The sequence below is a fragment of the Neopoerus faecalis genome (assembly GCF_029218125.1).
Taxonomy (GTDB): domain Bacteria; phylum Bacillota; class Clostridia; order Oscillospirales; family Oscillospiraceae; genus Oscillibacter; species Oscillibacter faecalis_A.
The window spans coordinates 167,226-180,169 of the sequence record NZ_JARFXX010000003.1; the positions used below are offsets into that span (position 1 = coordinate 167,226).

The following is a 12,944-nucleotide window of genomic DNA, read 5'->3' on the forward strand; positions in this document are numbered from 1 at the left end:
CCTCCAATCAGATTTTCATGGGATGACCCAGCAGATAGGCCGCCGCGCTCATACGTTTGCCGCTCTCCGCCTGAAGCTCGGTAATTACAAGGCTCCTCCCATCGCCGCAGGCAATCTCGATTCCCTTTTTCCCTGCGGAAAGCACAGTGCCGGGAGCCTGACTCGTTGCGCTGCCGGGGGCCGTTTTATAAATTTTAAACCACTGTCCGGCAATTTCCGCAGACGCACAGGGCCACGGAAGCAGTCCGCGCACCTGATCGCGCAGAACCCTTACCGGCTTGCTCCAATCCATAGGCGACAGCTCCCGGGACAGCATCGGCGCAAATGTGGCCTGTGTACCGTCCTGCGGTGTGCGGGGCGCCGTACCGGCAGCCAACAGCGGCAACGTCTTCGACAGGGTCTCCGCGCCCAGCTCCGCCAGCCGCGCCCAAAGCTGCGGCAGGTCCTCCTCCGGGTCAATAGGCGTTTTTGCCGTACAGATCACATCACCGGCGTCCAGTTCCTCCGCCATATACATAATGGAAACGCCGGTCTCGGCATCGCCGTTGAGCATGGCCCAGTTGATGGGCGCCGCGCCCCGATATTTCGGCAGCAGCGAGGCGTGCACATTGACGCAGCCAAGAGGCGGCACCGCCAGAATATCCGGGGGAAGAATGCGTCCATAGGCCACCACCACAATCAGCTCCGGCGCCAGCGTTTTTACAAGCTCCAGCGCTGTTCCATCCCGCATTTTCACCGGTTGGTAAACATTCAGGCCGCATGACAGGGCATATTCCTTTACAGGCGAAAATGTGACCTTGTTTCGATTCCGCGGCTTGTCCGGCTGCGTGAATACGCCGCAGATATCGTGCCCGTCCTCCACCAGCCGTTTCAGCGATACGGCCGCGAAATCCGGCGTACCCATAAACAGGATTCGCATTATTCCTCATCCTCCAGATATTCCTTCAATTCCTCTTCTGTCAGGAAATGATCAATGTGCTCAATAAAAAGATGTCCGTCCAGATGCTCGATCTCATGGCAGAACGCGCGGGCAGTCAGGCCCTCGGCCTCCGCCTCAAACCACGCACCGTCCCGGTCCTGTGCCCGAATACGTACCCGGTTGGGACGGGTCACGATACCCCACTTGCCGGGAACACTGAGGCACCCCTCCAGTCCGGTCTGCTCGCCGCTTTGCACGATAATCTCCGGGTTGATCAGCTCCAGAAATTCCTCGCTCTCCTCGTCCAGCACCAGACATACCCGGCGCAGCACACCCACCTGAGGTGCCGCCAGCCCGGCTCCGTTGGCATCCGCCAATGTCTCCGCCATATCATCCAGCAGAATGTGCAGCCGCCGGTCAAATTTTTCCACCGGGCGGCACACCTTTGTCAGACATTCATCGCCCTGTTCTATGATTTTCCGCAATGCCATGATTCGGCACCTCCTGTTTTTCATAACGGCAGGTCTCAGTCTGCCGCGTTATAGTCTACAAATACGTGCAGTCCACGGTTTGCGCCGTCCTTGGCGAATGCCTTTTGCAGCCAAGCAAGCATTTCCCGTGTTGCTCTATCATTCCGCCCCACCAGCGTACAGCGATAGCGGAAGCGGTTATTGACCTTTACCACCGGCGCGGGAGCGGGTCCCAGAACCTCCGGTTCTCCGCCTGACAGCTCCGGCCGCTGACACAACTGCCGCAGCGTGTCCCGAATTCCTGCGGCGGCGCGGAACACCCGGCTTTCCTCCATCCCTGAAACCGTAACGGTGAACAGCGCTGCAAAGGGCGGATAGCGCCGCAGGCGGCGCATCCGAATTTCGCCTGTGTAAAAGGCGTCATAGTCCTGCCGCGCCGCGCACTGAATTACATCGTTTTCCGGCGTGTAGGTCTGAATCACAGCCCGTCCCGCCTTATTTCCCCGGCCTGCCCGGCCCACTACCTGCGTCAGCAGACTGAATGTCCGCTCCGCCGCTCGGTAATTATCCACATATAGAGAAATATCCGCCGAAAGCACGCCCACCAGTGTCACATTCTCAAAATCCAGTCCCTTTGCAACCATCTGCGTTCCAAGTAAAATCGGAACGCGCTCCTGTTCAAAGGTCCGTAAAATCGCCTCATGTCCGCCGGCCGTGGTATCTGCGTCCATCCGCAAAATCCCGGCTTCCGGGAACAGCTCCCGCAGTTCCTCCTCTACCTTCTGCGTACCGGCGCCAATATGCTTCATCCGCCCGCCGCATTCCGGACAGGTTTCCGTTTCCGGTTGCGAGTGGCCGCAGTAGTGGCACATCAAACGGCCATTGGCCGAGTGGTACGTCATGGCAACGCTGCACCGCGGACACTGCGGTACATAGCCGCATTCACCGCAAAGTAGGTAGCGGCTGTTGCCCCGGCGGTTTAAAAACAGAATACTCTGCTCTCCGGCCGCCAGATTTTTTTCCAGCTCCAGCCGCAGCGGCTCACTGATCATACCGGGATTTCCGGCTCGAATCTCCTGCCGCATATCCGCGATGCGGACCTCCGGCAAAGCGCCCTCGTTGTAGCGTCTGCGAAGCAGCGCCTTTTGGTAAATACCCCTCTCCGCCGCAAAAGCGGTTTCCACCGTGGGCGTAGCGGAGCCTAACACGAGAGCGGCGTTTTCCCGGGCGCAAAGATATTTTGCAATATCCCGGGCGTGGTAGCAGGGACTGTTTTCCGACTGGTAGCTCCCCTCCTGCTCCTCATCCATGATGATAAGGCCCGGATTTTTCAGGGGAGCAAAAATCGCGGAGCGTGTCCCCAAAACTACCTCGACCTCGCCACGGCGAATACGCTTCCATTGGTCATAGCGCTCCGTCATCCGCAAAGAGCTGTGAAGCATTACCACTTTATTGCCGAAGTAGGAGGTGAATTTTCGCATCATCTGAGGCGTCAGAACAATCTCCGGCACCAGAACAATAGCGGTCTTCCCCATTGCCAGTGTTTCCTGCACCAGCCGCAGATAAACCTCCGTTTTTCCGCTGCCCGTTACGCCCTGCAAAAGCGTCACAGACGGTTTCCCTGAGCGGATGCGCTTCCAAATATCGGAAAACGCCCGCTCCTGCTCCTCGTTGAGCCGGATGGGCTTTCCCGGCTCCACCTCACCCACCTCCGGCACGCGCAATTCCTCTTCCTCGGAAAATGCGATCAGCCCCGCTTTTTCCATGGCCTTCAGCGTCCGTTGGGATGCGCCGGTATAGTAGCATATCTCGGCGGCGGCAGTCCGTCCGGCCGTTGCCAGCAGACAAACTACCTCGTACCGCGCGGGCGCGGCGCGGCGCTTCGGTTCCGTCAGCGCAAGGGCATCTGCCGCATCGACTGCCAACTCTACCATACGGTGAGACTTATCGGCAATTTTCCGCTTGGCGCCCATTTCGCAGATAAGAATACCGGCCTTTTTCATAGCCTTCAGTGGCTTGTCTACCCGCTCCCCCAGCGCTTCCCGCAGAAGATTTATCTCGGCCCGCCCCTTGTTTTTCTCTAACTGGTCCAGCACCAGTCCGGCGTCCGGGATGCTCCGGCTCGCCTCCCATGCCGCGTCAAGGGGCATAGCCAGCGACCAGACCTCCCGAAAGCCATACCAGAGTCCGGCAGGAAGAATTGTCCGCACCGCTTCAAACATTGTGCAGAAATAGCGGCTCCGCATCCAGAGCGCCAAATCAATTCCGGCCCGGTCCAGCACCGGCGCCGCGTCAAGCACACTACGAAGCGCTTTAATCCCTGGCAGCTTCGGCCCGCTGCTCCGGGTCAGAATCAGTCCCTCGCTCTCCCGGTTTCCCCGGCCAAAGGGCACCATAACCCGCACACCGGGGGCCGCGCTCTCCGCAAGCGCCTCCGGGACCAGATAATCGTAGGGCTTATCAATGGAATAGGGCGCGGCGCTGACCGCGACCTTTACAATGTCAGCAGTCTCCATGCCTCGCCCTCCCCCGATCAGCCTTTTCAGTTATCAACAGAGATCGTCAGATCCATGTCGCCGGCATCGATCTTGCCGTCGGCAACCTCATGAATCGCCAGCGTCACGGGCTTTTCATCCAACTGAATACCGGCCTCATCGGCGTCATCGGCGATCTGGCGGGCGCGGCGCGCCACCACGTTGACCAGCATATAGCGATTGGGAACGTGACTGTTGAGCTTGCTCATAGCGGGATACAGCATCATAATAATCTACTTCCTATCTGCCGCTGTGCGGCGTTTTTTTATCAGTCAAAGGAGTGTTATTCGCCTAAAATGGCCATTCGCTCCTTGGGCTTGCAGTGTTCGGCGGTGATAATGGCGTCCAGCTCCCGGACAGCCTCCTCTACCGTATCATTGATGACAAAGTAATCATAGGTGTTGGCAGTCTGAAACTCCACCTTTGCCCGAAGCAGACGCTTCTGAACCTTGTCGGGGTCATCGGTTCCCCGGTCCTTCAGGCGGCGCTCCAATTCCTTCCAGCTCGGCGGTGCGATAAAGATACGCACGGTATCCGGCCGCTTGCTGGTAACCTGCAGGGCGCCCTGCACCTCGATATCCAAAATCACATCCCGGCCGTTTTCCATGGCCTGATCTACAAAGCGCTTGGGTGTGCCGTAAAAGTTGCCTACATACTCGGCATACTCCAAAAACTGATCCATGGCAATCCATTTGCGGAAGGAGTCCACATCCATAAAGTGATAGTGGATTCCGTCCAACTCCCCCGGCCGCGGTGAACGGGTCGTTGCGGACACGGAAAAATACAGGTCGGGCCGCTTTTCCAGCAGAGCCTTCAGTACCGTGCTCTTACCCACGCCGGAAGGGCCGGACACAATGAATGTCTTCCCTTTTGTTGTCATACCTCTCCCTCTTGTTCCTTCGGGCTGAACCGCTCGGGCGGCAGCGCCGATAATATTACATGGTCGCTGTCCATAATGAATATGGAAGCGGTCTTGCGCCCATAGGTCGCGTCAATGAGCATTCCGCGCTCCCGGCTCTCCTGCACCATCCGCTTGATGGGTGCCGAATCCGGACTGACAATGGCCACCAGCCGCTCCTGAGACACTAAATTTCCAAAGCCGATATTGATGAGTTTCATGGCTTACTCCACATTCTGGACCTGCTCGCGCATCTTCTCCACCTCTGCCTTCAGTGCCACCACAACCTGTGCAATGGACACATCACAGCACTTGGAGCCAATGGTATTGGATTCCCGGTTCACCTCTTGAATAAGGAAATCCATTTTCCGGCCCATCGGCTCATCGGAGAGCAGCATAGTCCGAAGCTGGGCCACATGGCTGCGAAGACGCACCGTTTCCTCATCCACGGCAACCTTGTCGGCATAGATAGCGGCCTCCTGCAAAATACGCTGCGGGTCAATGGCCGTGCTTTGCAGAACCTCCTCCATCCGGGCGGTCAGCTTTGCCCGGTACTCAGCAACCGTTTCAGGGGAACGTTTTTCCACCTGACCGGTATAGGTCTCAATATAGCTCAGCCGGTTGCCGATATCCTCAGCCAGCTTCCGGCCCTCCACGGCCCGCATTTCGTTATACGCCTTCAACGCTTCGTCCGCTACAGCGCACAGGTCCGCGGACACCGATTCCAGATCCTCGTCCTCCTTCGTCACCGTCAGGACGTCCGGGAACCGGGAAAGCTGCTCCGGCGTCACCTTGGACTCCGTGCCGCAGACCTCAGACAGCTCTGCCAGCGCAGCGGCATACTGGGCCGCCAGCTCCCGGTTCACCGTGACCTTGGCCACATCCGCCGCAGAGGCATCCACCGTAATGTACACATCCACCTTGCCCCGGGAAATTGCCCGCTGTACGCACTGCTTGACAGCGTCCTCCGCAAAGCTGTACATCCGGGGCATCTTCACGGTACAGTCCAGATAACGGTTGTTGACGGAGCGGACCTCCACAGTGATATCCCGCTTGTTCCGCACTTCTCTCGCCCGACCGTAGCCGGTCATGCTTTTGATCATGCTGATTCCTCCTATTTTACGGGGAAACGCCTTCCGCAAACGGTCATTCTTCCCTGTCAGAGCACGTTTCCGCCGGTTTTACACGTTATTTATCAGCAGTAGCAGCAGATTGGCACACTGCCGCTGCAAAGTGACCACAGGCAGCACATAGGCAGGCACAGATTACTGCCGCACAGGTCCGTCCCAAAAGTGGTTCCGCCTGGCGTGTAAGCCTGTCGGGGGCCGTTTTCCATGTAGTCCAATGCCTGACGGTACTCCGCGTTGCCCGGGTCCATCTGGCAGGCGGTCTGGTAATAGCGCTTTGCCTCGTCCATCCAGCCCCGGCGATAACAGACAGCACCCTTAAGGAAGTTCCACTCGGCGTTGTGGTCACTGTAATTTGCCAGCAGCACCTCTGCCCGGTTCAAATCGCCGAGCTGAATTGCGTAGCGCACCTGCTGCAAAACCGTGGCGCTGCCGGAATAGCTCTGTCCGCCGTACCCATAGCCGCCATAGCCGCTCTGCTGCGTGCTCCCGGCAGACCGTCCCCGCCCGCTGCGCTCCTTGGTGATCTCCTCGTAGGCGGCGTTGATCTCCTTCATTTTCTCCTGTGCCAGATCCGCCAAGGGACTGTCATGGTAGTTATCGGGATGATATTTCCGGGCCAGATCCCGGTATGCCTTTTTGATCTCCTCATCGGTTGCGGTTCTGGATACGCCCAAAACCTGATATGGATCGTTCATTTAGCTTCCTCAATCTCTCTGATATTTTTCCGGTGGAATGTACCGTCCAGAACAGCCCGTCCCACCTGAAAGAGTCCCTGATAAAACGTGACCTGCAAAATCGGCGTCCATACGCCGAAATCCCACAGTTCAAAGGCCGCCGCCATCTGATGAATCGAATGGTCCAACGTCAGCGCAAATTCGCGGCGGCTCTCCGGCGTCCAAACGCCATCGGAGAGGCCATAGCGCAGGCTCACCGGATTGTAGCCGCCCTCGGCAATGTCCTTTTTCATGTCATCTGCGGCGTCAATGAGATAAACCCAGCGGCCAAGATGATATAAAAGCTGTTCCAATATTCGCCGCCGCACCGGGTCGGTCACCTCTCCCGCCGCGTGGGACAGCAGCACGGCAAAGCTGTCCGCCGCCCTGTCCATAGAGGGGTCATTCTCCTGCTCCAGCTCGCTCAAAATCCCAAGCTGCCGGCAAACGGCATCATCAAAGTCCGGCCGCAGCGCGGCAGCCTTTCGATAAGCGTGCTCCAAAAGCCCCGCCCCGGCCCGATACTTCAGGCCGGAGACCAAGCCGTGATCCGCAACTCCGTCCCGCAGCTGCCAATAGGCAAGAATCACGCTTTCATCCGCCGCCAGCTCCATGGCCGCGTCCGGTTCCAGATACGCCCGCTTTTTCAGTGGGCTTGTATAGCACCGGGCCTCGGAGCGTCGGCCCTCCTCCCCGGAGGACAGCAAAATGGCAAGGTAGGTAAAATCATAATTCAGGATGAACCGGGCCGCCTGCCCGTACCGCCGGGAGAGGGTATGGCAAAGTCCGCAGTACATCCGCCGGAACCGTTCCAGTTCCTCCTGCGGCAGCGCATTCACCGGCGGCCTTACATACCCGAACATTAAAATACCCGCACGATGGTAAAGGATAGGCCACCCCGGGCCTTCACCCGGCGATCATACCACACGGCCAGCAAAACACCCAGTACGGCGCCGGCAACAGCCACGGTATACTGCACAGCCACGCTGGGCGTCAGCGCCAGCGTGATAAGGTATCCGGCCAGAAACAGTACCACCGGGATGAGGTAAACAAAGCTGACGATCTTGAGCATTTTTTTCGTGTCGCTCTCCACCACCACCTTCTGTCCCGGCTGTGCCCCCACCGTGTTCAGCGCTTTCGCGTAAACGGAAACGCCGCTGACGCCGCAACCGGCGCACTCCTCGCAGTCATGGCCGCAGGCAGACTTCCGGGGCACGGAGATCTCCGCATGGGTATCGTCAAGGATTTTTTCTACTGTTGCAATTTGTGTCATGATATCGCTCCTAAATGATGCGCGCTCCGCTGCGGCATATTGCCTGTCCGAAGCGGCGGAATGAAACATTTTCTCAGCTCTGAGCCTCGGGGATGCGGACCTGCACCTGATATGTCCCGGAAACACCGACAGAGGTTCCATCTCCCACCTTAACGCTGGCCGGCACCATGTAGGTCCCGGACGCCACCGCATAATCGCTGAGGTCAGCCGTAACAATCACATCCTCAGCCGAGACCTGATGAAGCGCCTCCGCAGTGCCGAATATCTGCACCAAAAGCTCCGAGGTCAGAACCTCTACGTCCCGGCCGGACGGTACGTTTTCCAGTTGAATCCGCGTAGCGGTCAATGTCTGAGTCACTCTGTCGGGATAGCCAATCTCCAGCGTGGCACGGGTCACACCACTGAGGTTTTCACAGCCATCCGGCACCAGAATAGCATAGCTGTGGCTTGTATTCTCCGTAGTCACGCTCAAAAGGTCAAAGCTGTCCAGCACGATGGAATCCATACCGTTAAGCACTGTGGCGTCACCGGAAACCATAATGCTGTCCGGCTTGATGGCATAGACCATATCCTTCAGCAGCGCACCGGGGGCCTCCTGAAAATCTACCGTCAGCTTCAACTCTTTCGTGACATACACCGGCAGCGTGGCTTGAATCTGCCCTGCCTCGGTGTGAATCGAGGACTTGTCAATGATCTGCCCGTTTTCATCATATAGCTGATACTCCAGCTCGGAGGTCACAGTCTCCTTGGCGTTCTTGCCGATGTCAAAGATCACCTTGGCATAGCTGACTGCCTCGATATCCGCCTCCTGTCCACGGAGCTGGATGATGGTCTGGGATAGCTGCACCTTTCCAGCGGAATAACCCTCCGCCACATTGCCGGTCAGCTCACAGCGGAGCTCTACCTCCTTATGGCTCAGCTCACAGATATTCACAGTGGCGACATAAATGCTCTGCTTGTCAATGGCGGTATTGGACTGGTTGAACCCCCGGTCCGTATAGGAGGGTGTGATATTCACCGTCTGCACACCGGCGGAGGTAATGCCGGATAGGTCTGCCGTTACCCGCACCTTGGAGCGGTCCAGCTGCACAATATGCCGCCGGGTGCCCCGATAGGTGATATCCACCGTTGTGCTGGTGCCGCTGTCATCTCCCTCCACCAGCATCAGTCCGTTATCGGCTAAGGTCGCCTCTCCGGTATACTCGATGGGAATATCCCATACCGTCTGAAACACGATTCGGCCGCTGGACTCATCCACATAATACCAGATACCGGCCGCCACGATAATAGAGAGCAGCAAATAGAAAATATTCCGCAATCTCTGGTCCTTATTCATCATCGTCCGCACCTCCGTTCTTTCTGGGCTTCAGGAGATTCAGCAGATTCAACAGATTGAATTTCGGCTTGTCCGCATCGTCCTCCTCCCGCGGAAGCAGCTCGTTCCGCAGGAGGTTCTCCAGAGTTTCCGGTTTAAGGTGCCGCTTCAGCATTCCGCCGATGGCCACGGAGATTGAACCGGTCTCCTCAGAGACAATGACCACCACGGCATCGGAGTTTTCGCTCATGCCGATACCCGCCCGGTGGCGCATTCCAAGGTCACGGGACAGATTTACATTCTTGCTCAGCGGCAGCATACACCCCGCGCCCAGCACCCGTCCGTGGCGCACGATCACAGCGCCGTCATGCATGGGGGCCTTTACGAAGAAAATATTCTTCAGCAGCTCGCCGGATACCGCCGCATCCAGCACCGTGCCGCTGCGGACCATATCATCCAGCTGCATTTCCCGCTCAAAAACGATCAATGCGCCGGTGCGAGTCTGTGACATTTCCGTACAGGCCAGCACCGTCTGACTGATGGCCTGCTCCACCGCGCCCACAGTCTCCTCATGAATAAATAGCGCCGTGAAGCGGCGGCTGCCCACCTGCTCCAGAACCCGCCGAATCTCCGGCTGAAAGAGGACGATCAGCGCCAGCAAGCCCAAATTCGCCATGCTCCGCATGATATAGTTGATGCCATTCAGGTGCAGGGCGGAGGAAACCACCAGAGCCGCCAGAAAGATCATCAGGCCCTTTACAAGACTGGCCGCCTTTGTACTCTGCACCAGTGTGAATATCTTATACAGGATGAACGCCATAAGGGCAATATCCAGTATATCCGATATCTCAATGGACAGCAGATACCGAAGAATCCACCCGCTGACCTCAGCAAATCTTACTTCCATTTCGCATCCTCACCTCTTTATAAGGCATTCGTATTTTACATTATAGAGAAAATCCCTGTAAAATTCAAGGAAAACCGTTAAAAATTCACGTTCCGTTCAGAATTTATTTTTTGATTGCCTCCCGCAGTGCGTAATACAGCCCTTCGCAGTCCCCTGGTGCGTTGAAGGCCGAAAAGCTGACGCGGACAGTCCCGGTATTCAGTGTCCCGGCGCTGCGGTGGGCCAGCGGCGCACAGTGAAGCCCCGCCCGAACGGCGATTCCCCGCTCTGCCAGCGCTTCTCCGATCAGCTCCGGGTCCCTGCCCCTAACGCGGAAAGACAAAACGCCTGCCTGCTGCTTTCCCTCCGGCGCGGCAAAGACCTCCACCGCAGGCAGCGTCCGCAGCAGCTCCGCCGTGCGCCGGGTCAGCATTTGCTCGTGACGGAGAATCCTATCCGTTCCCCGGCGGCGGACGAACCGTACCCCCGCCAGCAGTCCGGCAATTCCCGGCATATTGTGGGTCCCCGCCTCCAGCCGGTCCGGCAGGAAATCCGGCATCTCCTGACTGAGCGAAATGCTGCCGGTGCCGCCCTCCAACAGCGCTGCGGGCAATCCGTCTCCGCCGCACAGCAGTATGCCGGTGCCTTGCGGGCCATAAAGTCCCTTGTGCCCCGGCATGGCGATGAACGCCGCTCCCAAACGCTCCATGTCCAGCGGCAGAATCCCGGCGGACTGGGAGATATCCACGATCAGCGGTACACCCCTGTCACGGCACAGCTCCGCTACAGCCTCAATGGGCTGGATGCATCCGAACACGTTGGATACATGATTGCAGATCACCGCGTCGATGCCCGGAACGATCAATCTCTCAAAGGCCGCCACCGCCGTCTCGCGGTCAAAGGGCGGCGCATCCGCCGCGGATATATCGGCTCCCAGCGCCGCCAGCGGCCGTGTCACGGCGTTGTGCTCATAGCCGGAAACCACCACCCGCCCGCCGCGAGGAACGAGGCTCTTGATGGCAATATTCAGCCCGTGCGTTGCGTTTGTAGTGAATATTACCCGTTCCGGTTCCTTCATGTTAAATAGCGCCGCCAGCTCCGAGCGGCACCGAAACGCCGTATCTGCCGCCCGCATGGCCAGCGGATGTCCGCCCCGCCCCGGCGAGCCCATGGTGGAAAGCGCTTCCGTCATTGCCCGGGCTACGGTGGGCGGCTTTTGGAAGGTTGTGGCCGCACTGTCCAGATAGATCACAGGTTCACCTCCTGAAAGTCCCCGCCCCGCTGCAAATAAATACGCAGCGGACCAAGCCCCGCTCGCCGCAGCGTCGGCAGTGCCGCCGCCAGATCGTTGGGACTGATTCGCACCAGATAGGCGCAGCCCAGATCCGTCAGGTCTCTTGGCGCCCGGAAAATCTGACTGCGAATTCCGATACGGTTCAAAGCCGACTGCATCCGCTGTGCGTAGGTCACGGAGCGGGCAAGAATCAAATCATATTCCACAGTTGCTCCTCCTCTCCTTGCTGGATGACAGTGTGGAAAAAAGGAGACGTACCGAATGTACGTCTCCTTGCAATATATGCACCTGTGCGGCTATTTGATTATTTCCAGCAGCGCCACGGCGTGCGCCGCCATGCCGGAACCGTCCCCGGTAAAGCCAAGGCCCTCCTCCGTAGTGGCCTTTACATTCACCAGCTCCAGGTCGATATTCAACGCCGCTGCCAGATTTTCCGCCATCCGCTCACGGTAGGGGCCAACCTTTGGCGCCTGCGCCAGCAGCGTCGCGTCAATATTCACCACGGCAAAGCCGCGCTTCGCCAGCAGATGTCCTACCTCCGCCAGCAGCTTCAGGCTGGAAATACCGGCGTAGGCCGGGTCCGTGTCCGGGAACAGTCTGCCGATGTCACCCAACCGGGCCGCGCCTGTCAGCGCGTCCATCACGGCATGGGTCAGCACATCGGCGTCGGAGTGCCCCAGCAGCCCCTTTTCATAGGGTATGTCCACACCGCCCAAAATCAGTTTCCGTCCCTCTGTCAGCCGGTGAACATCATAGCCATGTCCGATTCGCAGCTTTGTCATGCCCGCGCCTCCCGCTCTGCCAAAATGGCCTCCGCTACCGTCAGGTCAATGGGGGTGGTAATCTTCATGTTCTCCTCGTCGCCCTCTACCAGATAAACAACCTTCCCCAGTTGTTCCACAGCGGAGCAGTCATCGGTTACAGGCACATTGTTCTCCAGTGCCGACTGCAGCGCCGCCTTTAAAAGCTCCGCTTCAAAGACCTGCGGCGTTTGCACCGCCCGCAGCGTACTGCGGTCCGGGGTCTCCAGCACCGCACCGTCTGCCGCTGCCACCTTGATCGTATCCTTCACCGGCACTGCCGGGGCCGCAGCGCCGCATTTTGCGGCGGCGGCCACCACTTGGTCGATCAGCTCCGGCGTTACCAGGGGCCGCGCACCGTCCTGCACCGCTAAAAGCCGAATATCCGGCGAGGTCTCCAACGCCGCCAGCAGAACGGAGTGGCACCGGCTCTCTCCGCCCCGCACCACCTTTTTGCATTTTGTAATGCCGTAGGTCTTGCAAAGCGCGGAGATCTCCACCAGCGCGTCCTCCCGGACAGCAATCACGATCTCGTCGATCGACTCCGCCCTCTGAAGCGCTGTCAGTGTCCGAATCAGGACCGGCACCCCATCCAGAAATTCCATCAGCTTATCCACGCCGCCCATGCGGCTTGAGCTGCCCGCCGCCGCCACAATGGCGGCACAGATCGGACGGTTCGCCTCTCGTATTTTCCGAAACAGGGAACGCATGG

General features: G+C 58.4%; 16 protein-coding genes. All 16 read right to left on the minus strand.

The window, feature by feature from the left end; all coding sequences use genetic code 11:
* Window positions 1–7: 7 nt before the first annotated feature.
* The gene (gene fmt, locus PY311_RS05065; RefSeq protein WP_286147586.1) at window positions 8–919 is read right to left on the minus strand and encodes a methionyl-tRNA formyltransferase; all 912 of its coding nucleotides are present in this window, start codon (window positions 917–919) and stop codon (window positions 8–10) included.
* Complete coding sequence (gene def, locus PY311_RS05070; protein WP_286147587.1) at window positions 919–1,410, minus strand: peptide deformylase; 492 nt, start codon at window positions 1,408–1,410, stop codon at window positions 919–921. The genes fmt and def overlap by 1 nt, the downstream gene beginning before the upstream one ends.
* Before the next feature lie 35 nt (window positions 1,411–1,445).
* Window positions 1,446–3,905: a replication restart helicase PriA gene (gene priA / locus PY311_RS05075; protein ID WP_286147588.1), complete on the minus strand. Its 2,460-nt coding sequence runs from the start codon at window positions 3,903–3,905 to the stop codon at window positions 1,446–1,448.
* A 26-nt stretch (window positions 3,906–3,931) separates the two neighbouring features.
* On the minus strand, window positions 3,932–4,150 hold the full coding sequence (rpoZ, locus tag PY311_RS05080; protein ID WP_286147589.1) for a DNA-directed RNA polymerase subunit omega: 219 nt from the start codon (window positions 4,148–4,150) through the stop codon (window positions 3,932–3,934).
* 56 nt (window positions 4,151–4,206) lie between these two features.
* Window positions 4,207–4,803 carry a guanylate kinase gene (gmk, locus tag PY311_RS05085; RefSeq protein WP_286147590.1) on the minus strand — a complete coding sequence of 199 codons (597 nt, stop codon included), beginning with the start codon at window positions 4,801–4,803 and terminating at the stop codon, window positions 4,207–4,209.
* Complete coding sequence (locus tag PY311_RS05090; protein ID WP_286147591.1) at window positions 4,800–5,042, minus strand: DUF370 domain-containing protein; 243 nt, start codon at window positions 5,040–5,042, stop codon at window positions 4,800–4,802. The genes gmk and PY311_RS05090 overlap by 4 nt, the downstream gene beginning before the upstream one ends.
* 3 nt (window positions 5,043–5,045) lie before the next feature.
* Window positions 5,046–5,924 (minus strand): YicC/YloC family endoribonuclease, encoded by an 879-nt coding sequence (locus PY311_RS05095; RefSeq protein WP_286147592.1) that lies wholly within the window; start codon window positions 5,922–5,924, stop codon window positions 5,046–5,048.
* 92 nt (window positions 5,925–6,016) lie between these two features.
* Window positions 6,017–6,646 (minus strand): J domain-containing protein, encoded by a 630-nt coding sequence (locus tag PY311_RS05100; RefSeq protein WP_286147593.1) that lies wholly within the window; start codon window positions 6,644–6,646, stop codon window positions 6,017–6,019.
* Entirely contained in the window at window positions 6,643–7,527 is an 885-nt protein-coding gene (locus PY311_RS05105; RefSeq protein ID WP_286147594.1) for a DUF5685 family protein, read from the minus strand. The genes PY311_RS05100 and PY311_RS05105 overlap by 4 nt, the downstream gene beginning before the upstream one ends.
* Window positions 7,527–7,937: a SoxR reducing system RseC family protein gene (locus PY311_RS05110; RefSeq protein ID WP_286147595.1), complete on the minus strand. Its 411-nt coding sequence runs from the start codon at window positions 7,935–7,937 to the stop codon at window positions 7,527–7,529. Before PY311_RS05110 ends, PY311_RS05105 begins: the two co-directional genes overlap by 1 nt.
* Window positions 7,938–8,010: 73 nt before the next feature.
* Complete coding sequence (locus tag PY311_RS05115) at window positions 8,011–9,276, minus strand: CdaR family protein (RefSeq protein WP_286147596.1); 1,266 nt, start codon at window positions 9,274–9,276, stop codon at window positions 8,011–8,013.
* Window positions 9,266–10,159, minus strand: coding sequence for a diadenylate cyclase CdaA (cdaA, locus tag PY311_RS05120; RefSeq protein ID WP_286147597.1), 894 nt, complete (start codon window positions 10,157–10,159; stop codon window positions 9,266–9,268). Before cdaA ends, PY311_RS05115 begins: the two co-directional genes overlap by 11 nt.
* A gap of 103 nt (window positions 10,160–10,262) precedes the next feature.
* Window positions 10,263–11,390 carry an aminotransferase class V-fold PLP-dependent enzyme gene (locus PY311_RS05125; protein WP_286147598.1) on the minus strand — a complete coding sequence of 376 codons (1,128 nt, stop codon included), beginning with the start codon at window positions 11,388–11,390 and terminating at the stop codon, window positions 10,263–10,265.
* Window positions 11,387–11,638, minus strand: coding sequence for a putative Se/S carrier protein (locus PY311_RS05130; RefSeq protein WP_286147599.1), 252 nt, complete (start codon window positions 11,636–11,638; stop codon window positions 11,387–11,389). Before PY311_RS05130 ends, PY311_RS05125 begins: the two co-directional genes overlap by 4 nt.
* Before the next feature lie 90 nt (window positions 11,639–11,728).
* Entirely contained in the window at window positions 11,729–12,214 is a 486-nt protein-coding gene (gene ispF, locus PY311_RS05135; RefSeq protein WP_434059929.1) for a 2-C-methyl-D-erythritol 2,4-cyclodiphosphate synthase, read from the minus strand.
* Entirely contained in the window at window positions 12,211–12,942 is a 732-nt protein-coding gene (ispD, locus tag PY311_RS05140) for a 2-C-methyl-D-erythritol 4-phosphate cytidylyltransferase (RefSeq protein WP_286147600.1), read from the minus strand. Before ispD ends, ispF begins: the two co-directional genes overlap by 4 nt.
* Between the last annotated feature and the right edge of the window lie 2 nt (window positions 12,943–12,944).